Below are 21,149 nucleotides of genomic sequence, written 5' to 3'. Positions count from 1 at the left end.
CATTCCCGGAGGCGCGCGAGCGGTGCGCGTGCGGGAGGAGGTGTCATTGTACTTCGTGGGGCGCGAGCGGCCCGCGCGCTATTCCCAGGCGGCGACGCCGCCGTGACGCAAGCATGTGCCGCTGTGATGCTGGCTGAAGCCCTGCTTTGGGCAGAAGTCTCGGCATTTTTGTTTTTTGAGCGTGTCCAGACGCGCACGATCGGCTCAAGGTTCCGTATCAGATGTTGCGCGCTGCTTTTGTCGTGATCGCGACCTGAACGAAGCATCAAAAAAAACGGAGCCCCTTTATCCGGGACTCCGCTTTCTTTGACAAGCGCGCGCGACAGTTCTTTACGCTTCAACCATTGAACAAGAAGTTCATGACATCCCCGTCATGAACGACATATTCCTTTCCTTCCGCTCGCATCTTCCCGGCTTCCTTCGCACCGTGCTCACCCCTATAGCTAATGTAATCGTCGAAAGCGATCGTCTGCGCGCGGATAAACCCGCGTTCAAAGTCAGTATGAATCGCGCCGGCCGCCTGCGGCGCCGTATCGCCGATATGAATCGTCCACGCGCGCACTTCCTTCACGCCCGCCGTGAAATACGTCTGCAAACCGAGCAGCTTGAAACCCGCGCGAATCACGCGGTTCAAACCTGGCTCTTCCATTCCGATATCCGCGAGAAATTCCATCTTGTCGGCATCATCGAGATCGGCGATTTCCGCCTCGATCGCTGCGCATACGGCAACGACCGGCGCATTTTCCGAATCGGCGTGTTTGCGAACCGCGTCCAGATACGGATTGTTCTCAAATCCGTCTTCCTTCACGTTCGCGACGTACATCGTCGGCTTCGACGTGATCAGGCAGAACGGCTTGAGGATCGCACGTTCGTCGTCGGAGAAATCGAGCGCGCGGACGGGCTTCGCCTGTTCCAGCTGCACGCGCACCCGTTCCAGCACCGCGACGAGCTTCGCCGCTTCCTTGTCGTTGCCGGATTTCGCGGCCTTCGAATAGCGCGTGAGCGACTTTTCGACCGTCGCCAGATCGGCGAGCGCGAGTTCGGTGTTGATGACTTCGATGTCGTCGAGCGGATCGATCTTGTTCGCGACGTGGATCACGTTCTCGTCTTCGAAGCAGCGCACGACGTGCGTGATCGCATCCGTCTCGCGGATGTTCGCGAGGAACTGGTTGCCGAGCCCTTCGCCCTTGCTCGCGCCGGCGACGAGGCCGGCGATATCGACAAACTCGACCACCGCCGGCAGGATGCGCTCCGGCTTGACGATGTCGGCGAGCTTTTGCAGCCGCGCGTCCGGCACTTCGACCACGCCTACATTCGGCTCGATCGTGCAGAACGGATAGTTTTCGGCGGCAATCCCCGCCTTGGTCAGTGCATTGAAAAGAGTGGACTTGCCGACGTTAGGCAAGCCGACGATGCCGCATTGGAGGCTCATGGGATCCTTCGAACTGGTGAAACGGCGCGGGCCGCGTGGGTTTCGCTGGGCTTTGCGGCTGCTCGGGCGGCCCGGCGGCTGCCACAGAGAGCGCAAAACGGGCGGCCACGTCGCGCGGCCGGACAAACCGCTATTGTACCGCCGTGCCCCGCTCGGCTGGGCGCAGCGGCCCGCTCGCACCGCCAACCCGCACCCCGGCCTGCCGCAAATCCTTCGCAACCCCCGCGGCTATAATGGCCGCATGACTTCCCATCCCCAGACTTTCCACGCGGTGGTCGTCGGCGGCGGGCTCGTCGGCAAGACGGCGGCGCTCGCGCTGACCCAGTCCGGCCTGCGCACCGCGCTCGTCGCCGCTCCCGCCGCGCCGCTGCCCGCCGGCGCGATCTTCGATTCGCGCATCTACGCGCTGTCGTCGAGTTCAGAGACGCTGCTCGAACGGCTGCGCGTCTGGCAGGCGCTCGACCGCTCGCGCCTGGGGCCCGTGTTCGACATGCGCGTCTTCGGCGACGCCCACGCGGAACTGCATTTCTCCGCGTTCCAGGCGTCGGTGCCGCAGCTTGCGTGGATCGTGGAGTCGTCGCTGATCGAGACTTCGCTCGATACCGCGTTGCGCTTCCAGCCGAATCTCTCGTGGTTCGAGTCGCGCGGGCAGGGCATGACCGTCCACGACGATGCCGCGCACGTCACGCTGTCGAGCGGCGAAACGCTGGAGACGGACCTGATCGTCGGCGCGGATGGCGCGCATTCGTGGGTCCGCGCGCAAATGAGCTCGAAGGCGACGCGGCGCGATTACCGGCAGACGGGCGTCGTCGCGAACTTCAAGACCGAAAAGCCGCATGGCGAGACTGCCTACCAGTGGTTCAAGGACTCGGAAATCATCGCGCTCCTCCCGCTGCCGGGCGATCACGTTTCGCTCGTCTGGTCGGCGCGCACCGAACACGCCGATGAACTCCTGAAGCTCGACCCGGCGCAACTCACGGCAGAGGTCGAGCGGGTTACGCAGAACATGCTCGGCGCGCTCGAATGCGTCACGCCCGCGCAGGGCTTTCCGCTCGCGCTGCAATCTGTCGACCGGCTGGTCGCGCCGCGCGTGGCGCTCGTCGGCGACGCAGCGCATCTGATTCATCCGCTCGCCGGACAGGGCATGAACCTCGGCCTGCGCGATGTCGCGGCGCTCGCGGAAGTCATCGCGAACAAGGAGCCGTTCCGCGATCTCGGCGATCCGGTGCTGTTGCGCCGTTACGAGCGCGCGCGTCGCGAAGATATCCAGAAGCTCGTGATCGCCACCGACGGCTTGCAGAAACTCTTCTCCGTACCCGGCACGTTCGCGCGGGCGGTGCGCAACACGGGCATGGCGCTCGTCGGGGCGCAGCCGTTCGTGAAGCGCTGGCTGGTGTCGGCGGCACTCGGATAATCACCGGCGCGAGCCCGCCGCTCGCCCGACCTACGCAGAAATCACAGGAATTCGCATGAAAAACTCTCTTCGTTCGGCCGCCGTCGCTGCCGCCATGCTCGGCGCGATCTTCGGGATCGGCTGCTCGGCGCAGGCCGACCAGACTACCGACAAGCTCAAGTCCACGCTGCAAGAGCGCATGGGCGATGCCACGATCAAGAGCGTCGAGAAATCGCCGATTCCGGGGCTCTACGAGGTGAACCTCGGCGCGCAGATCGTCTATTCCGATGCAACCGGCAACTACGTGCTGCTCGGCGATCTCGTCGATACGCGCTCGCGCACCAATCTGACCGAGGCGCGCCTCGCGGAAACCAACAAGATCGACTTCGCGAAGCTGCCGTTCGAGAACGCGGTGAAAGTGGTGAAGGGCAATGGCAGCCGCAAGATCGCCGTGTTCTCAGATCCGAACTGCCCGTACTGCAAGCAGCTCGAAACAACGCTGAAGGGCGTCGACAACGTGACGGTCTACACCTTCCTGTATCCGGTGCTTTCGCCGGATTCGACGGTGAAGTCGAAGTCGATCTGGTGCGCGAAGGACCGCGCGGTGGCGTGGGAAAGCTGGATGCTCGACCACAAGACGCCGGCGCTCGCGAGTTGCGACACCGCCGCGATCGACAAGAACCTGAAGCTCGGCCAGTCGATGAACGTGACCGGGACGCCGACCGTCTTCCTCGCCGATGGCCGCCGCCTGCCGGGCGCGGTGCCGGCAGACCGGCTGGAAAAGGAACTGTCGGCGGTTCGCTGAGTTCCGCGAGCATTCCGACGAGAGGCGCGACGAGCGCCTCTTCTGATTTCTGGCCTATGACAAGGCCCGGCGTGTCTCGAAAGCGCCGCAAGAAGAACAAGGACAGCACCATGAATCCGATCCAGTACACCATCGTTCCGAAGAATCCCGCTGCGCATCTCTTCGAGGTGACGCTGACCGTCGCCGCGCCCGATCCCGCCGGGCAGCGCTTCATGCTGCCGGTGTGGATTCCGGGCAGTTACATGATCCGCGAGTTCGCGCGCAACATCGTGACCTTGCAGGCGTTCAACGCGGCGGGCCGCAAGATCGCGATCGAGAAAGTAGACAAGCATGCGTGGCAAGCCGCGCCGCACGACGGCCCGATCACGCTCCGCTACGAGGTGTACGGCTGGGACATGTCGGTGCGGGCGGCGCATCTCGACGACACGGTCGGCTTCTTCAACGGCACGAGTGTGTTTCTGGCGGTCGAAGGTCAGGCGGACGCGCCGTGCGTCGTCGACATTCAGGCGCCGCAGGGTGCGGCGTATCGCAACTGGCGGGTCGCGACGGCGTTGCCGGAAGCGCGCGGCACTATGCGCTACAGCTTCGGCGCGTATCAGGCGCAAAACTATGACGAGCTGATCGACCATCCGGTGACGCTCGGTGAATTCGCGCTCGGCAGTTTCAGCGCGCATGGCGTGAAGCACGAGATCGTGATTTCGGGCCGCGTCGTCGGCCTCGACATGAACCGGCTCGCGGTGGACCTGAAGCGCGTCTGCGAGGCGCAGATCGCGCTCTTCGAGCCGCGCACGAAGAAGGCGCCGGTCGATCGCTATGTGTTCATGACGGTCGCCGTCAGCGACGGTTATGGCGGACTGGAGCATCGCGCGTCGACGGCGCTGATCTGCAATCGCGGCGATCTGCCGGTAGTCGGCCGCGCCGAGATGACCGACGGCTATCGCACGTATCTGGGTCTTTGCAGCCACGAGTACTTCCACACCTGGAACGTGAAGCGCATCAAGCCGGCGGCGTTCGCGCCGTATGATTTGTCGCAGGAGAATTACACGTCGCTGCTGTGGCTCTTCGAGGGCTTTACGTCCTATTACGACGACTTGATGCTCGTGCGCAGCGGCCTCATCAGCCCGAGCGACTATTTTTCGCTCGTCGGCAAGACGATCGGCGGCGTGCTGCGCAGCAGCGGGCGCCTCAAGCAGACCGTCGCGGAAAGCTCGTTCGACGCGTGGGTGAAGTACTACCGCGCCGACGAAAATTCGCCGAACGCGATCGTCAGCTATTACCAGAAAGGGTCGCTCGTCGCGCTCGCGTTCGATCTCTCGATCCGCGCCCAAACGGGCAACCGCAAATCGCTGGACGACGTCATGCGCCTGCTCTGGCAACGCTATGGGCGCGATTTCTATAACGGAAAGCTGCGCGGCATCGAGGAATCGGACGTCGAGGCGCTCTTCGCCGAAGCAACGGGCGCCGATCTGCGCAAGCTCTTCCGCGAAGGCGTGCACGGCACGCGCGACCTGCCGCTCGACGCGCTCTTCGAGCCATTCGGCGTCGCGCTCGCGCCCGAGCCGGCGACCAACGGCACGGCCGGCAAGCCGTCGCTCGGCGCGCGGGTGCGCGGCGGCGCGGATTGCGTGCTGGCGGTCGTGCATGACGGCAGCGCGGCGCAGAAGGCGGGTCTGTCGGCCGGCGACGTGCTGGTTGCAATCGACGGCCTGCGCGTCACCGGATCCAACCTCGACGCGCTGCTTGCGCGCTATTTGCCCGGCGCGAAGGTCGAAGTGCACGCGTTCCGCCGCGACGAACTGCGCCGCACGGAAGTGAAACTCGACGCGCCCGAAGTCACGCGCTACACACTGACCGCGAGCGATGGCCGCGGTCCGGGCAAGCAATGGCGGGAGCGCTGGCTGAAAGGCTGAGCCTGCGGAAGCCGACTCGAAAGGCGGATTGTTCTACCAGTGCAACAATCCGTCATGAGCGCGCAGCTTGTTCCGGTCGTCCGAAAAACGAAGAATGCATCCTGTCCGAGCGCAAACGGCGCCCGAAACCCAAACGTAGGAACAGGAGCCATCATGACGACCATTCTGCAAATCAATTCCGCTGCCCGTTCGCAAGGCGCCCAATCGACGCTGCTCGCCGACGAACTGACTGCAAAGCTGCAACAAGCGAATCCGGGCGCTGCGACCGTCGTGCGCAGCCTGCTCGCCGACAACCTGCCGCACCTCGACGACGCCACGCTCGGCGCGTTCTTCACGCCCGCCGACAAGCGTACCGCCGAGCAAGCCGCGATCAACACGAAAAGCGAGGCGCTGATCGCCGAACTGCAAGCGGCGGACATCGTCGTGATCGCCGCACCGCTTTACAACTTCGGCATTTCGTCGCAACTGAAGACGTACTTCGACTGGATCGCGCGCGCTGGCATCACGTTCCAGTACACCGCGAACGGCCCGGAAGGTCTGGTCAAGGGCAAGAAGGTTTTCGTCGTGTCGGCCCGCGGCGGCAAGTACGCCGGTACGCCGCACGATTCGCAGACGCCGTACCTCAAGTCGTTCCTCGGCTTCCTCGGCATGACCGACGTGAACTTCATCTACGCCGAAGGCCTGGCGATGGGACCGGAAGTCGCGGGCGCCGCGCTGGCGAGCGCACGTGAGGCGATCGCTGCTGTGTAATTGTCTTGATGTAGTCGCGATGTAAAAAACCCGCCGGGTCTTCGGACTGCGGCGGGTTTTGCTTTTCAGGCGCGAAAAATCAGGCGATCAGTTGCGGATCGTCGGGCAGACGCCAGTCGATCGGTGTGCGACCGTGCTTTTCGAGGTATTCGTTCGCCATCGGAAAATGCCTGCAGCCGAGAAATCCGCGATGCGCCGACAGCGGCGAAGGATGCGGCGCCTCCAGCACGCAATGCGCCTTGCCCGTGCCCGCGATCAGCGCGCGCTTCGCCTGCGCGTGCGCGCCCCACAGCATGAAGACGAGGCCGTCGTGCCGCATCGCGAGTTCGTGGATGAGCGTGTCGGTGCATTGCTCCCAGCCGCGTTTGGCATGACTGCCGGCCTTGTCGCGCTCGACCGTCAGCGACGTGTTCAGCAGCAGCACGCCTTGCTTCGCCCACGAATCGAGGCAGCCGTGCTTCGGCGCTTCGAAACCGAGGCTCGCGTTGATTTCCTTGAAGATATTGCGCAGCGACGGCGGCGGCCGTACCGGCGACGGCACCGAAAACGCGAGCCCGTGCGCCTGCGGCGCGCCGCGATCTTCGCCGTGGTACGGGTCCTGACCGAGGATCACGACTTTTACGTCTTCCGGACTCGTCAGACGCAGCGCGCGAAACACATCGGCGGGATAGACGGTTTTGCCGGCGGCGCGCTCCGCATCGACGAACGCGCAGAGCGTCGCATATTTGCTGCTTTCGATGAACGGCTTCAGGTGCCGGCGCCAGTCGGCGGGCAGGGCGTCGAACTGGCTTTCCAGCGTGGCCGTCGTTTGAGGGACGTCGAAGAGCGTGGCCTGGTTCATTTCGCGGTGCCCGTCGAGTCATCCGGTTTCTGCGCGCGCAGCCGGTAGCCGCGCTCCGCCTTGCTGACGTCGTCCGGCTCCAGATCGGGGAACGCACCGCGCAGTTCTGCCGAGAGCGTCGAAAGCGCGCTTTCATCGCCGGATTTCAGTTCCAGCTCGACTTCGCTGATCGCAGTCTTGCGCGTTTTGCCGTCGACTTCGGCGCTCACGGCGCCCAGATCCAGCGCTGCCTCGATCTTCGCGCCGTCGTGCTCGATATCCCAGTAGATGCGCGTGAAGTCGGTCCGGAACACGGCAATCAGGTCCGGCGCCGCTTCGCGCAATGCGTCGCGCGCGTGCTCGTCTCCACACGCGGTGAGGATCGCGTCGACGTCGAGCGCTTCGCCCGCGACCGGCATTTCCCACTCGAAGCGGCTATGCAATCCGGCCTTCGACTGGCCGACCGTCTTGTACGTCTGCAGCCACTGTTCCGGCGTGCGCCGCAGGCGCAGCGCGCTCTTCGCCTTCGCGAGCAGGAGTTCGGGCGTGTCGAAATAGACGTTGGCGAGTGCGATCGTCGTGCCGTCCCGGCCGGTGCGCTCGCTGAAAAAGCGCGCGACGTCGTTGTGCTGCGACGCCGGCAACGCCAGCTTGATCTCTCGTTCGATGCTCAAAGTGCCGTCCGCGAAAGTTAGAAGAACATGCGCGCGAGTTCGGCGCCCGGGTCGTCGGCGCGCATGAACGCCTCACCGACGAGGAAGGTGTGCACGTCCATCGCGCGCAGCCGCTCGACATCGACGCGGCTCAGGATGCCCGATTCCGTCACGACGATCCGGTCGTCGGGAATCGCTTCGAGCATGCCGATGGTGGTTTCGATCGAGGTCTCGAACGTGCGCAGGTTGCGGTTGTTGATGCCGATCAGCGGCGTCTTGAGCGTGAGCGACTGGCGCAGTTCCTCCGCGTCGTGCACTTCGACGAGCACCGCGAGCCCGAGCGAATGCGCGTAGGCTTCGAGGTCCTGCATCTTCGAGAGTTCGAGCGCCGCCGCGATCAGCAGGATGCAGTCGGCGCCCATCGCGCGCGCTTCCATGATCTGATACGGATCGATGATGAAGTCCTTGCGCAGCACGGGCAGGCTGCACGCGGCGCGCGCTTCTTCCAGATACGCAACGCTGCCCTTGAAGAACTGCACGTCGGTCAGCACGGAAAGGCACGCGGCGCCGCCTTTTTCGTACGACCGGGCGATGTCGGCGGGCACGAAGTGCTCGCGCAGCACACCCTTCGACGGGCTCGCCTTCTTCACCTCGGCGATGATTGCCGGCTTGTGTTCGGCGTGCTTCGCCCGCAAGGCACCGACGAAATCGCGATGATCGCGCGCGCTCGCCTCCAGCCGCAGTTCCTCGAGCGGCGCGCTCGCTTCCGCTGCGAGGATTTCTTCGCGTTTGACCGCGATGATGCGGTCGAGAATGTCGCTCATGGTTTTTGATCCCGTTACTTTTTGAATTGCTGCGTGAAGCGCACGAGTTCATCGACTTTCTCGCGCGCGGCGCCGCTCGCGATCGCCTCGCGCGCGACCTGCATGCCGTCGGCGATCGATTCGACGATGTTCGCCGCATAGAGCGCCGTGCCCGCGTTCAGCGTGACGATCTCGCGCGCGACGCCCGGCTTGTCGTTCAGCGCGCCGAGCAGCATCGTCTTCGATTCCTGCGCGTCTTCCACTTTCAGCGTTCGGTTCGACACCATCTGCAAGCCGAAGTCCTCCGGATGAATCTCGTACTCGCGCACTTCGCCGTCGCGCAACTCGCCGACCTTCGTCGCCGCGCCGAGCGACACTTCGTCCATGCCGTCCTTGCCATAGACAACCAGCACGTGTTTCGCGCCCAGACGCTGCATCACGCGCACCTGGATGCCGACGAGGTCCTCGTGGAACACGCCCTGCAACTGGTTCGGCGCGCCGGCCGGATTCGTCAGCGGCCCGAGGATGTTGAAGATCGTCCGCACGCCGAGTTCGCGGCGCACCGGCGCGATGTTCTTCATTGCGGGATGATGGTTCGGCGCGAACATGAAGCCCATGTTCGTTTCGGCAATCGATGCCGCCACTTGTTCCGGCGTCAGGTCGATGTTCACGCCGAGCGCTTCGAGTACGTCCGCGCTGCCCGACTTGCTCGACACGCCTCGGTTGCCGTGCTTCGCAACCTTGGCGCCCGCGGCGGCGGCGACGAACATCGTCGCGGTGGAGATGTTGAAGGTGTGCGAGCCGTCGCCGCCCGTGCCTACGATATCGACGAAATTCGAGTTGTCCTCGACTTCGACGTGATTCGCGAACTCGCGCATCACGGTGGCGGCGGCGGCGATCTCGCCGATGGTTTCCTTCTTCACGCGCAAGCCGGTGATGATCGCGGCAGCCATGACGGGCGACATCTCGCCGCGCATGATCATGCGCATCAGATGCAGCATTTCGTCGTGGAAAATCTCGCGATGCTCGATCGTGCGCTGAAGTGCTTCTTGCGGAGTTATGGTCATGGTCGACTCGCTGATCACGCGCGTTTGCCTTTCGCCGGGCTCTTCACGAAATTTTCGAGCAGCGCGTGGCCGTGCTCGGACAGAATCGATTCGGGGTGGAACTGCACGCCTTCCACCGCCAGTTCCTTGTGGCGCACGCCCATGATCTCGCCGTCGGGCGTCCACGCCGACACTTCGAGGCAATCCGGCAGCGATTCGCGCTCGATCGCGAGCGAGTGATAGCGCGTCACCTTGAAATGCTTCGGCAGGTCGGCGAACACGCCCTTGCAGTCGGTTTCGATCTCGCTCACCTTGCCGTGCATGATGGTCTGCGCGCGCACGACGCGCCCGCCGAACGCCTCGCCGATCGCCTGATGGCCGAGGCAGACGCCGAGAATCGGCAGCTTGCCGGAAAATTCGCGCAATACGTCGAGCGTGATGCCCGCATGCTGCGGATTGCTCGGCCCCGGCGACAGGCAGATGCGCTCCGGATTGAGCTTCGCGATGCCGTCGAGGGTGATTTCGTCGTTGCGGTAGGTCTGTACGTCTTCGCCGAGTTCGCCGAAGTACTGGACCAGGTTGTAGGTGAACGAGTCGTAATTGTCGATCATCAAAAGCATGGTCGTTTCTCCGTCAGAAGTCGCTGTCGAGGCCGTCCTGCACCTGCTCGGCGGCGCGCAGCACGGCGCGCGCCTTGTTTTCGGTCTCTTGCCATTCGGATTCGGGCACCGAATCCGCGACGACACCCGCCGCCGCCTGCACATACAGATTGCCCTTGTGGATGAGGCCGGTGCGGATCGCGATCGCCAGATCCATCTCGCCGCTGAACGACAGATAACCGACTGCGCCGCCATACAGCCCGCGCTTGACCGGTTCCAGTTCGTCGATGAGCTCCATCGCCCGCACTTTCGGTGCGCCCGAGAGCGTGCCGGCGGGGAAGGTCGCGCGCAGTACGTCGTAGTTCGTCATGCCGGGCTTGAGCTTGCCTTCGACCGAGCTGACGATGTGCTGAACGTGCGAATACTTTTCGATCACCATCTTGTCGGTCACCGCGACGGAACCCGTCTGCGCGATGCGGCCGACGTCGTTGCGCGCGAGGTCGATCAGCATCACGTGTTCGGCGACTTCCTTGGGGTCGTTCAGCAGTTCGGTGGCGAGCTCGGCGTCGCGCTCGGGCGTATTGCCGCGCGGTCGGGTGCCTGCGAGCGGACGGATCGTGACGATCTGGTCGTCGGCGCGCTTTTCCTGGCGCACCAGAATCTCCGGCGACGCCCCGACGACATGAAACTCACCGCCGAAGTTGTAGTAATACATGTACGGCGACGGGTTCAGCGAGCGCAGCGCGCGATAGAGCGACAGCGGGTTGTCGCGGAACGGCTTGATGAGCCGCTGGCCGACCTGCACCTGCATCAGTTCGCCGGCGGCGATATATTCCTTCGCGCGGCGAACGGCGTTCAGGTAATCCTCTTTCCCGAACTCGCGATACGTTTCCGTGCGCAGGCTCGCCGACGTCACGGGCGGCTGGACTGTCGTCCTGAGACGCGCGCGCAGTTCGCGCAGGCGCTGCTTCGCTTTGGCGTAGGCTTCGGGCGCGGACGGATCGGCGTAAACGATCAGGTACAGCTTGCCCGCGAGATTGTCGATGACGGCGACTTCCTCCGTCAGCAGTAATTGGATGTCGGGCAGGCCGAGGTCGTCGGGCGGCGCGGTGTTCGCGAGCTTTTTCTCGATGTAGCGCACCGCGTCATAGCCGAAGTAGCCCGCGAGACCGCCGCAAAACCGCGGTAAACCGGGACGCTGCGCCACTTTGAAGCGCTTCTGGAATTGCTCGATGAACGCGAGCGGATCGCCTTCATCGGTCTCGATCACCTTGCCGTCGCGCACCACTTCAGACACGCCGTTGCCCGCGCGGACCATCGTGCGCGCCGGCAGGCCGATGAACGAATAACGCCCGAAGCGCTCGCCGCCCACCACCGATTCCAGCAGGAACGAGTTCGCGCCGCTGCGTTCGGCCTGAGCGAGCTTGAGATAAAGGGAGAGCGGTGTTTCGAGGTCGGCGAGCGCTTCGGCGATGAGCGGAATGCGGTTGAAGCCTTCGTTCGCCAGCGATTGGAATTCGAGTTCGGTCATTTTGCGATCCTTGTCGTGTCGCGCGTTCTGGAGTTATACGCGGCATCGGGCACAAACTGGGGCGCTGCGGGAGGATTTTCCGCGCGTCGTCGAACTCGCTGCCGCCACATGCGCCGGCGTTCGCCCGGGTAGCGCCACGCGTCGACAGGACGACGTGCGGCGCGACCCAAAGCTCGACCAGCGAATGATGCGACTAGGGGCAGTCCTCGAGCAAACTCGAGGCATGGCAATTCAGCGGGATCGACGCGCGGATGCGCAGCGAAACAAAAAACGGATGCTGAAGTGAAAGCTTCAGCGTACCTCAGGCGAGGTCAGCGCGACCAGCGACGCCAGGGCCAGGCTCCCCGGTCGATGCTGCTCAGACTCCGTTTTTTGTTCAGAAACATGAGGGTGGACTATTCAGTCGGTGTGGGTGCGGACGGCGCCAGGGTAGCGGCGATCGCCTGCGCTGCAGCATGCAGCGTGGAAACTATACCATCGGATTTTACTGTTTGCACAGCCTTGCCGTGGTTATAGCCGTAGGGCACCGTGAGCGTCGCCATGCCGGCCGCGCGGCCCGCGAGCGCGTCGTTCTCCGAATCGCCGACGGCGACCGTTTCGCGCGGCAACACGTCGAGCCGCTCGCACGCGGTGAGCATCGGCAGCGGGTCGGGCTTCTTCTGCGCGAGCGAGTCGCCGCCAAGCACCACCTTGAAATAGCCGACGAGCCCGAAATGCGTCAGCAATTCGACCGCGAAGCGGTGCGGCTTGTTGGTCACGCACGCGAGCGCGATGCCGAGTTCGCGCATCGCTTCGAGCCCTTCCCTGACCTGCGGGAAGAGCGTCGAATGGCGGCCGTTGATCTTCGCGTATTCGCTCTGATAGATGGCGATGGCGTCGTCGAATTGCGCGGCTGCCTGCGACGGCGAGAAGCGCACCGCGAGCACGCTGCGGATCAGGTTCTCCGAACCCTTGCCGACGTAGCCGACCACTTCGTCACGCTGGGTCGGCGGCGCGCCGATGCGCCCAAGCATCGCGTTCAGGGCCGCGACGAAGTCGTCGGCGGTGTCGACCATCGTGCCGTCGAGATCGATGATCGCGGCGCGAATCGGCTTGTTGGTGAACGCGGGCAGGGTTGCCACGGCGATGTCGCTCATTGTTTCGCTCCTTTCGCGAGTTCTGCACGCATTTCGTCGATCACTTTCCGGTAGTCGTCCTTGCCGAAGATCGCCGAGCCAGCGACGAACGTGTCCGCGCCGGCCGCCGCGATCTCGGCGATATTGTCGACCTTCACGCCACCGTCGATTTCCAGATGAATTTCGCGGCCGGTGCGCTCGCGGTAAGCGTCGATGCGCGCGCGCGCTTCCCGCAGCTTGACGAGCGCCTCGGGAATGAACGACTGCCCGCCGAAGCCCGGATTCACCGACATGATCAGCACCAGATCGAGGCGATCCATCACGTGATCGAGATAATTGAGCGGCGTGGCCGGATTGAACACGAGGCCCGCCTTGCAGCCGTGATCGCGGATCAGCGAGAGCGTCCGGTCGATGTGATCCGAACCTTCCGGGTGAAAACTGATCACATTGGCGCCGGCTTTCGCGAAGTCCGGCACGATGCGATCGACCGGGCGCACCATCAGGTGCACGTCGATCGGCACGTCGACATGCGGGCGGATTGCCTCGCATACCAGCGGCCCGATCGTCAGGTTCGGCACGTAATGGTTGTCCATTACGTCGAAGTGGATCCAGTCGGCGCCCGCCGCAACGACGTTGCGGACTTCCTCGCCGAGTTTGGCGAAGTCGGCGGAGAGGATGCTTGGTGCGATGCGAAATTGCGTCATGGCGTGGGCCGGTGGCAAGCGGAAAGGCGTCATTTTACCGCGACACCGCGCGTTGGGCGCCTGTCCGATCGGTCATTGCGGCGGCAAATCTGGCGGCCGCTGCGTGTTGCGGCGAGAGGCTGCATCAAGCAGAATGCGTCACCAAGCGGTGCAAGATGTTTTTCGCCGTCCTGCGCCGGGCGCCCGTATCGAATGTCGAATTGGAAAAACGATGGCCCAGTATGAATTCAGCGTGTCTGTCGCGACGCGCTACCTGCCCGAACAATCCGACCCGGACAGCCACCAGTACGCCTTTGCCTACACGCTGACGATCCGCAACACGGGTGAAGTGACGGCGCAATTGATCTCGCGCCACTGGATCATCACGGACAGCGACGATCGCGTGCAGGAAGTGAAGGGACTCGGCGTGGTCGGGCATCAGCCGCTTCTGCCGCCCGGCGAGCAGTTCGAATACACGAGCTGGGCCGTGATCGCGACGCCCGTCGGCACGATGCGCGGCGAGTATTTCTGCGTGGCGGAAGACGGCGAGCGCTTCGAGGCGCCGGTCGCGGAGTTCGCGCTGCACATGCCTCGCACGCTGCACTAAAACTGAATCAGCGGTTTTTCGCCGAATCGTTGGCCCGGTTTTTCTTCTTGCCCGACGCCGTCCATACGACGATAAAGATCAGCAGGGACAGCGCTGCGAGCGACTCGAGCGCAAAAATCAGCATTGGATATTCGTCGAACAGATCAGACATGGCGGTTCCCATCAAGAACGAACATTGTATGCGTTTCATGCGGCCGGCCACCGGCGTGACGGTCCGGGCGGCTTCGTGGGTGGCTTCGATTGCGGCGGCGGTGATGCTCGCGTCGTGCGGCGGCGGCGGAGCGATCAAGACGGGCAGCGGGGTGTCGTCGGCAGGCACGCCAATTGTGACGGGGCAGCGCGCGGCGTCGCGCCTGACCGCGGTGAGCTGGCAGCAGGTGCCGGGCTGGGAGGACGATTCGCTGATAGGCGCGACGGCCGCGCTGCGCCAGAACTGCAACCGTCTCGCGCAGCAGGCGTCGTGGCGCAAGGCGTGCGCGGCTGCCCAGCGGCTCGACGATCTCGACATGTCAGCCGCTCGCGATTTCTTCGAAACCTATTTCACACCCTTCCAGCTGGCCAATACGGACGGAACGCTCGACGGTCTCGTGACCGGATATTACGAGCCGCTCCTGCGCGGCGCGCGCACGCGTCACGGGCCGTACCAATACGCGTTGTATCGCTGGCCGTATCGCTACAAACCGGGCGCCCAGCTCCCGGCGCGCGCGCAGCTCGAAGCATCGGGCGTGCTGAACGGCAACGAACTCGTCTGGGTCGACGATCCGATCGAAGCGTTTTTCCTGCAAGTGCAGGGTTCGGGACGCGTCGTGATGGAAGACGGCAGCGTGATGCGCGTCGGCTTCGGCGGGACGAACAATCAGCCTTACCGGTCGGTCGGCCGCGAGTTGCTCGATCGCCGCGAACTTACGCCCGCGCAGGCGACGATGCAGGGCATCAAGGCGTGGGCGAAGGCGAACCCGGCGCGGGTCGATGCGCTGCTCGACGTCAATCCGCGCTTCGTGTTCTTCCGCGAGATGCCGTCGAACGACGCGCTCGCGGCGCAAACGGGCGACGGGCCGGTTGGCGCGCTGGGCGTGCCGCTTACGCCCGAACGTTCGATCGCGGTCGATCCTTCCGCAATTCCGCTCGGCACGCCGGTCTTCCTGCAGACGACGCGGCCGCTCAGCAATTCGCCGATGAATCGCCTCGTGTTCGCGCAGGACACGGGCAGCGCGATCAAGGGCGGGGTGCGCGCCGACTACTTCTGGGGACTCGGCGACGACGCCGGCGATCTCGCCGGGCGCATGAAGCAGGGCGGCCGGATGTGGCTGCTGCTGCCGAACTCATAAGCGAGTCGTCGAAGCGCTCGCGTTCCACGTCGTCCGCGAGCGCCTTCTCTTTGGCAATTACGCCGGGTTGCGGCGATCCACCACTCGCCGCGCCTTGCCGACCGACCGTTCGATTCCGTTCACCCCCAGCACGTTCACGATCGCGGTAACCCCGATCAGCGCCTTGATGTCATAGGCGAGTGCAACCTTCGCGCTATCGAGCGCGGCGTGATCGGGCGCCGATTCCGCACACGGCTCGACATTGAGCGTCATCACGTCGAGCGGACCTTCCTTCGTCAGGATGATCTGATAGTGCGGCGCGAGCACGGCGCGCTTCAACAGCAACTCTTCGATCTGCGTCGGGAACACGTTCACGCCGCGAATGATCATCATGTCGTCCGAGCGGCCGGTGATCTTTTCCATGCGACGCATCGTGCGCGCGGTGCCGGGCAACAGACGCGTGAGATCGCGCGTGCGATAGCGGATGATCGGCAGCGCTTCCTTGGTCAGCGACGTGAACACGAGTTCGCCGAATTCGCCGTCGGGCAGCACTTCTCCCGTTTCCGGATCGATGATCTCGGGGTAGAAATGGTCTTCCCAGATCGTCGGGCCGTCTTGCGTTTCCACGCATTCCGACGCGACGCCCGGGCCCATCACTTCGGACAGTCCATAGATGTCGACCGCGCTGATCCCCATGCGCTTCTGGATCGCGGAACGCATGTCGTTAGTCCACGGTTCCGCGCCGAAGATGCCGATGCGCAGCGACGAACTCGCCGGATCGATGCCCTGGCGCTCCAGCTCGTCCGCGATCGACAGCATGTAGCTAGGCGTGACCATGATGATGTCAGGCCGGAAATCCTGGATAAGCTGAACCTGCTTCTCGGTCTGTCCGCCGCCGAACGGGATCACGGTCAGGCCGGCCCGTTCCGCGCCGTAGTGCGCGCCAAGACCACCGGTGAAGAGTCCGTAGCCATAGCTCACGTGCACCTTGTCGCCGCGCCGGGCGCCGGCCGCGCGGATCGAGCGGGCGACGAGGTTGGCCCAGGTATCGATGTCTTTTGCCGTGTAGCCGACGACCGTCGGCTTGCCCGTCGTTCCAGACGACGCGTGAATGCGCGAAACCTGCTCCTGCGGCACGGCGAACATGCCGAACGGATAGTTGTCGCGCAGGTCCTTCTTCGTCGTGAACGGAAAGCGCGCCAGATCGGCGAGCGATTTCAGGTCGTCCGGATGCACGCCTGCTTCGTCGAACTTGCGCCGATACACTGGCGAATTCTGATAGGCATGCTTAAGGGACCATTTCAGGCGATCGAGTTGCAGCGCGGCGAGTTCGTCGCGGCTCGCCTTTTCAATCGGCTCGAGCGGCAGCGGGGTAGTCATCGGGTGTCTCCTTCATGTCGGTGTGTGTCACAGTCGGGTCATTCGGCGGTCGCACGACGGGATTGCGCCTTCAGACTGGAATTACGGTGCCCTTGATCTGCGCGGACTTGCCGCGGAACATCGCGACAGTTTCGCCTTCGCGGTTCGTCACGCGAATGTCGTAGATTCCGGTGCGGCCGTTGAGCGTCTGCTCGATGCCTTCTGCCGTCAGGCGGTCGCCGCCCTTGACGGCCCGCAGGAACTCGATCGAGCAGCCGGCCGCGACCGTGCTGATGTTGTACGAATTGCAGGCGAACGCGAACGTCGAATCCGCGAGGGTAAAGATGAGGCCGCCGTGGCAGATGTCGTGTCCGTTCAGGAAGTCCGGGCGCACATTCATTTGCAGGCGCGCATAGCCCGGACGTACTTCGAGAATCTCGATGCCGAGCGCGCGGGTGCACGCGTCGGCTTCGTACATGGATTGGGCGGTTGCTTCGGCGAGTTGTTGCGGCGTCACAGGTTTCTCCTCGAATTACAGGCCTTCGAAGCGCGGTGCGCGCTTTTCCTTGAATGCAGCGACGCCCTCGGCGTAGTCGTACGAAGCGCCGAGGTCCCGCTGCCAGTCGCGTTCGAGATCGAGTTGGTGGTCGAGCGTGTTGTTCGCGCTTGCGCGGATTGCGCGCTTGATCGCCGTGATCGCACTGGCTGGCTGCTGGGCGAGTTGCGCCGCGAGCTGCCCGGCGGCGGCCTGCAGTTCCTGATCGTCCACGACCTTCCAGACGATGCCCCAGGCCTCGGCCTTTTCCGCGCCGAGTTTCTCGCCGGTGAGCGCGAGCCCGAGCGCGCGAGCCTCGCCGACGCGTCGCGGCAGCAACCACGTGCCGCCCGAATCCGGCACGAGGCCGATCTTCACGAATGCCTGAATGAAGCTCGCCGACCGGGCCGCGATGACTAGATCGCACGCCATCGCGAGGTTCGCGCCAGCGCCGGCGGCCGTGCCGTTGACCGCGGCGATGATTGGCAGCGACATGGCCTGAAGACGTCGCACGAGCGGATTGAAGTACTCGTCGATCAGGTCGCCGAGGTCGGTCATGGAATCCGGCGTGAAGTCGAGATCCGCGAGATCCTGACCGGCACAAAAGCCGCGCCCCGCACCTGTGATGACGAGCGCGCGCGCGTTGCTCGCCTCGATTTCCGTGAGCGCGTGGCTTAGCTCCGCGTGCATCGCCCGGGTAAAGCTGTTCAGCTTGTCCGGCCGGTTGAGCGTGAGCGTGGCGACGCGTGAATCGCCGTCGATGTGAAGCAGGATCGATTTTTCGGACATGGTGTCTCCTCCAGTCTCCGAACCAAACATGCCAGTTCCAGCGCCGATACTAGCCGCCAGTCCGGGCACTTTCCATTCGGCCGAATGGCATACGCCATCGGCACTGCAATTTGGCTTATGCCTTCTGGCCGACTTCCGCGGGCGCGGCCTTCGGTGCAACATGTACTCGGCTCTGAACGACGCGGAAGCGGTTTGCGACGAACGCGGCGTCCGCGAGCGCGGCGTTCGCTGCCGGATTCGCGCCCGTGCCGTGGAAGTCCGAGAACGCAGCCGACTGGTTGACGAAGACGCCGCCCGTCAGGTTGATCGACAGCGCGACGCCGCCCTCGATCGCGGCTTCCTGCGCAGCGTCAAGGATCGCGTCGTCCGTGCTGTAGATGGAAAGCGTGAGCGCGCCGTGCTCGGCCGCGATGGAGCCGGCGAGTTCGAGCGATTGCGCCGTGGAATCCGTCGCGATCACGAACGAGACCGGCCCGAACCATTCCTTGGTGAACTGGGGGGCGTCGGTGCGGGCGTCGAGCTTCAGCATCAGCGGGGAGCGGACGCGGGCGTCGGGGAAGGCGGGATGCACGAGCGTCTGGCTATCGGCCAGCACAACGCCCAGCTTGCGCGCTTCCTCGATGCGCTGGATCACGCCATCGTTCTGGATCGCGCCTGTAAGTTCGACGGCGCGCGCCGGGTCGGAGGCGAGCTTTTCGACCGCGCCCGCGAGCGATTTCGCGACGTCGTCGAAGGAAAGCGTGCCTTCGCTCGTGCGAATGCCGTCGCGCGGCACGTAGATGTTTTGCGGCGCCGTGCACATCTGGCCGGAGTAGAGAGCCAGCGAGAACGCGATGTTGCGCGCGGCGGCCTTCATGTCGTCGACGGAATCGATCACGATCTGATTGACGCCGGCTTTTTCGGTATAGACCTGCGCCTGATGCGCGTTGTGCTCGAGCCAGGTGCCGTTTTGCGTGCTGCCGGTGAAGTCGATCAGCTTGATTTGCGGGCGCAGGGCGAGGTCCTGCACGAGCGGACCGTCGTTCGGCTCGGTTGCGAGCAGGGTCACGACGTTCGGATCGAAGCCGGCTTCGCGCAGCACGTCGCGGGCGATGCGCACGGTGACGGCGAGCGGCAGAATCGCGCCCGGGTGCGGCTTGACGATTACTGCGTTGCCCGTCGCCAGGTCGGCAAAGAGGCCCGGATAGCCGTTCCAGGTCGGGAAAGTGCAGCAGCCGAGCACGAGGCCGGTGCCGCGCGGAACGATGTTGAAGCGCTTTTGCATCGCGAGCGGCGGGTTTTTGCCCTGCGGCTTTTCCCAATGCGCTTCTGCGGGAATGCGGCGAAGCTGATCCCACGCGTAAACGACGGCTTCGAGCGCGCGGTCCTGCGCGTGTGGGCCGCCGGCCTGGAAGGCCATCATGAAGGCCTGGCCGGTCGTATGCATCACGCTATAGCCGATTTCAAAGCTCGCGCGGTTCAGACGCAACAGGACTTCGAGGCTCACGCCGACCCACGCTTCAGGGCCCGCTGCACGCCAATCCTTCTGCGCCGCAGCCGCGGCGGCAAGAAGCGCGTCGGGGGCGGCCTTCGGGTAGCGGATGTTGAGCGCGATGCCGAAGGGCGACTGCTCGCTGCCAACCGTTTCGCCAGTCGACGGCTGGTCGAGTTCGAACGTGCGGTTCAGGTGGCTTTTGAAGGCTGCCTCGCCGTCTGCGTTAGCGGTTTCCCCGTACACTTTGGGGCTCGGCATCTCGGCGAACGGGCTCCAGTAGCCGCGCGTTTCGATGGCTGCGAGCGCTTTGTCGAGCGTCGCCTGGTGCTTCGTGAATAGCGGATGTGTCATGGTGGCAAAGGGAAAAGAAAAACGTGGGCGGCGGCAAGTCGATTAATTAACCGACCGGTTGGTTTGCCAATGTTAGCATTATTGAGATGCGCGCGAAAAGCGTTTTCGCGGCGGATCGAACGTGGACGCTGATAGGAGGAATGGATGGCTTACGAGAATATCTTGACCGAGACACGGGGACGGGTTGGCGTGATCACCCTCAACCGGCCGAAGGCACTCAACGCACTGAACGACGCCCTGATGGACGAGTTGGGTGCCGCGCTGAAGCAGTTCGACGCGGACGACGACATCGGCGCGATCGTCCTGACCGGCAGCGAGAAGGCGTTTGCGGCCGGCGCGGACATCGGCATGATGGCCACCTATTCCTATATGGACGTCTACAAGGGCGACTACATCACGCGCAACTGGGAGACTATCCGCTCGATCCGCAAGCCGATCATCGCCGCCGTCTCGGGCTTCGCGCTGGGTGGCGGCTGTGAACTGGCGATGATGTGCGACATTGTCATCGCCGCTGACACCGCGAAGTTTGGACAGCCGGAGATCAAGCTGGGCGTCATTCCGGGCGCCGGCGGCACGCAGCGACTGCCGCGGGCGGTATCGAAGGCCAAGGCGATGGACTTGTGCCTGACCGCACGCTTCATGGACGCCAACGAGGCTGAGCGCGCGGGCCTCGTGTCGCGCGTCGTGCCGGCGGATCGTTGTCTTGAGGAGGCCGTCGATGCTGCGACGGTCATCGCGAGCTTCTCGCTGCCCGCGGTGATGATGGCGAAGGAATCGGTCAATCGCGCTTATGAAACGACGCTCGCGGAGGGCGTCCATTTCGAGCGTCGCCTGTTCCATTCGCTGTTCGCGACTGAGGATCAAAAGGAAGGAATGGCCGCGTTCGTAGAGAAGCGTAAGCCGGTATTCAAGCATCGTTAAAATTCTTTGAAAAAGCGCTTGCGCAACGCGCAGGTGGGCACTAGAATTCCGTTCCTTCGCTGCTCGATGAGTGGCGAGGGACGCGGGAAGGAAGCGCGGTACGTGAGCCGCAGAGCCTTGCAGGACGGGCGATGCGACGAGGTTGGCGGGTTCGGTAGTTAAAAAAATCTGTTGACGAAAAGCGAAACGTTCTTCATAATCTCGTTTCTCTGCTGCTGATGCAGCGACGCAGAACGGAAGCGGTGGTGGCGGTAGTTGAGCTGCTG

The 21,149-nt window shown here is 64.0% G+C and carries 20 protein-coding genes; 7 read left to right on the top strand and 13 right to left on the bottom strand.

Annotated elements, in window-relative coordinates; genetic code table 11:
- Window positions 1-337: 337 nt before the first annotated feature.
- A complete protein-coding gene (ychF, locus tag AWB81_RS24385) occupies window positions 338-1,432 on the bottom strand; it encodes a redox-regulated ATPase YchF (protein WP_062639119.1) in 1,095 nt (364 codons plus the stop codon).
- A 241-nt stretch (window positions 1,433-1,673) separates the two neighbouring features.
- Here ychF and AWB81_RS24380 point away from each other — a divergent pair, with 241 nt between their 5' ends.
- The 4 genes from AWB81_RS24380 (at window position 1,674) to AWB81_RS24365 (ending at window position 6,290) form a co-directional block, all read left to right on the top strand.
- On the top strand, window positions 1,674-2,846 hold the full coding sequence (locus AWB81_RS24380) for a UbiH/UbiF family hydroxylase (RefSeq protein WP_062639144.1): 1,173 nt from the start codon (window positions 1,674-1,676) through the stop codon (window positions 2,844-2,846).
- A 55-nt stretch (window positions 2,847-2,901) separates the two neighbouring features.
- Window positions 2,902-3,630, top strand: coding sequence for a DsbC family protein (locus AWB81_RS24375; RefSeq protein WP_062639118.1), 729 nt, complete (start codon window positions 2,902-2,904; stop codon window positions 3,628-3,630).
- A 110-nt stretch (window positions 3,631-3,740) separates the two neighbouring features.
- Window positions 3,741-5,540, top strand: a complete 1,800-nt coding sequence (locus AWB81_RS24370; RefSeq protein ID WP_062639143.1) for a M61 family metallopeptidase — start codon at window positions 3,741-3,743, stop codon at window positions 5,538-5,540.
- 153 nt (window positions 5,541-5,693) lie between these two features.
- Window positions 5,694-6,290: an FMN-dependent NADH-azoreductase gene (locus tag AWB81_RS24365; RefSeq protein ID WP_062639117.1), complete on the top strand. Its 597-nt coding sequence runs from the start codon at window positions 5,694-5,696 to the stop codon at window positions 6,288-6,290.
- Window positions 6,291-6,369: 79 nt separating this feature from the next.
- Here AWB81_RS24365 and AWB81_RS24360 read toward each other — a convergent pair whose 3' ends face one another.
- The 8 genes from AWB81_RS24360 to rpe all read right to left on the bottom strand — a co-directional run bounded on the left by AWB81_RS24360 (window position 6,370) and on the right by rpe (window position 13,561).
- Window positions 6,370-7,131: a uracil-DNA glycosylase gene (locus AWB81_RS24360; RefSeq protein WP_062639116.1), complete on the bottom strand. Its 762-nt coding sequence runs from the start codon at window positions 7,129-7,131 to the stop codon at window positions 6,370-6,372.
- The gene (locus AWB81_RS24355; RefSeq protein ID WP_062639115.1) at window positions 7,128-7,784 is read right to left on the bottom strand and encodes a CYTH domain-containing protein; all 657 of its coding nucleotides are present in this window, start codon (window positions 7,782-7,784) and stop codon (window positions 7,128-7,130) included. The genes AWB81_RS24360 and AWB81_RS24355 overlap by 4 nt, the downstream gene beginning before the upstream one ends.
- Before the next feature lie 17 nt (window positions 7,785-7,801).
- Window positions 7,802-8,587 (bottom strand): indole-3-glycerol phosphate synthase TrpC, encoded by a 786-nt coding sequence (gene trpC / locus AWB81_RS24350; RefSeq protein WP_062639114.1) that lies wholly within the window; start codon window positions 8,585-8,587, stop codon window positions 7,802-7,804.
- Window positions 8,588-8,601: 14 nt separating this feature from the next.
- A complete protein-coding gene (gene trpD, locus AWB81_RS24345) occupies window positions 8,602-9,633 on the bottom strand; it encodes an anthranilate phosphoribosyltransferase (RefSeq protein ID WP_062639142.1) in 1,032 nt (343 codons plus the stop codon).
- A gap of 14 nt (window positions 9,634-9,647) precedes the next feature.
- Window positions 9,648-10,232, bottom strand: a complete 585-nt coding sequence (locus tag AWB81_RS24340; RefSeq protein WP_062639113.1) for an aminodeoxychorismate/anthranilate synthase component II — start codon at window positions 10,230-10,232, stop codon at window positions 9,648-9,650.
- 13 nt (window positions 10,233-10,245) lie between these two features.
- Window positions 10,246-11,742: an anthranilate synthase component I gene (gene trpE, locus AWB81_RS24335; protein ID WP_062639112.1), complete on the bottom strand. Its 1,497-nt coding sequence runs from the start codon at window positions 11,740-11,742 to the stop codon at window positions 10,246-10,248.
- 395 nt (window positions 11,743-12,137) lie between these two features.
- Window positions 12,138-12,878 (bottom strand): phosphoglycolate phosphatase, encoded by a 741-nt coding sequence (locus AWB81_RS24330; RefSeq protein WP_062639111.1) that lies wholly within the window; start codon window positions 12,876-12,878, stop codon window positions 12,138-12,140.
- Window positions 12,875-13,561, bottom strand: a complete 687-nt coding sequence (rpe, locus tag AWB81_RS24325) for a ribulose-phosphate 3-epimerase (protein ID WP_062639110.1) — start codon at window positions 13,559-13,561, stop codon at window positions 12,875-12,877. Before rpe ends, AWB81_RS24330 begins: the two co-directional genes overlap by 4 nt.
- A gap of 211 nt (window positions 13,562-13,772) precedes the next feature.
- On the opposite strand from rpe, the gene apaG reads away from it, so the two are divergent.
- Complete coding sequence (gene apaG / locus AWB81_RS24320) at window positions 13,773-14,147, top strand: Co2+/Mg2+ efflux facilitator ApaG/CorD (protein ID WP_062639109.1); 375 nt, start codon at window positions 13,773-13,775, stop codon at window positions 14,145-14,147.
- A 71-nt stretch (window positions 14,148-14,218) separates the two neighbouring features.
- Complete coding sequence (gene mltA, locus AWB81_RS24315) at window positions 14,219-15,475, top strand: murein transglycosylase A (RefSeq protein ID WP_200822543.1); 1,257 nt, start codon at window positions 14,219-14,221, stop codon at window positions 15,473-15,475.
- 57 nt (window positions 15,476-15,532) lie between these two features.
- Here mltA and paaK read toward each other — a convergent pair whose 3' ends face one another.
- From paaK to paaN, 4 genes are all read right to left on the bottom strand, one after another.
- Entirely contained in the window at window positions 15,533-16,834 is a 1,302-nt protein-coding gene (gene paaK / locus AWB81_RS24310) for a phenylacetate--CoA ligase PaaK (RefSeq protein WP_062639107.1), read from the bottom strand.
- Between the two features lie 70 nt (window positions 16,835-16,904).
- Window positions 16,905-17,291 (bottom strand): hydroxyphenylacetyl-CoA thioesterase PaaI, encoded by a 387-nt coding sequence (paaI, locus tag AWB81_RS24305; RefSeq protein WP_235025895.1) that lies wholly within the window; start codon window positions 17,289-17,291, stop codon window positions 16,905-16,907.
- A gap of 54 nt (window positions 17,292-17,345) precedes the next feature.
- A complete protein-coding gene (gene paaG, locus AWB81_RS24300) occupies window positions 17,346-18,137 on the bottom strand; it encodes a 2-(1,2-epoxy-1,2-dihydrophenyl)acetyl-CoA isomerase PaaG (protein ID WP_062639105.1) in 792 nt (263 codons plus the stop codon).
- A 115-nt stretch (window positions 18,138-18,252) separates the two neighbouring features.
- Window positions 18,253-19,962 carry a phenylacetic acid degradation protein PaaN gene (gene paaN, locus AWB81_RS24295; protein ID WP_062639104.1) on the bottom strand — a complete coding sequence of 570 codons (1,710 nt, stop codon included), beginning with the start codon at window positions 19,960-19,962 and terminating at the stop codon, window positions 18,253-18,255.
- 144 nt (window positions 19,963-20,106) lie between these two features.
- On the opposite strand from paaN, the gene AWB81_RS24290 reads away from it, so the two are divergent.
- The gene (locus AWB81_RS24290; RefSeq protein WP_062639103.1) at window positions 20,107-20,883 is read left to right on the top strand and encodes an enoyl-CoA hydratase; all 777 of its coding nucleotides are present in this window, start codon (window positions 20,107-20,109) and stop codon (window positions 20,881-20,883) included.
- Window positions 20,884-21,149: the final 266 nt, after the last annotated feature.

It is taken from the genome of Caballeronia arationis (genome assembly GCF_001544975.2).
GTDB lineage: Bacteria > Pseudomonadota > Gammaproteobacteria > Burkholderiales > Burkholderiaceae > Caballeronia > Caballeronia arationis.
The sequence above is the reverse complement of the archived record's forward strand: the minus strand, read 5'-3'. Positions and strand labels throughout refer to the sequence as shown.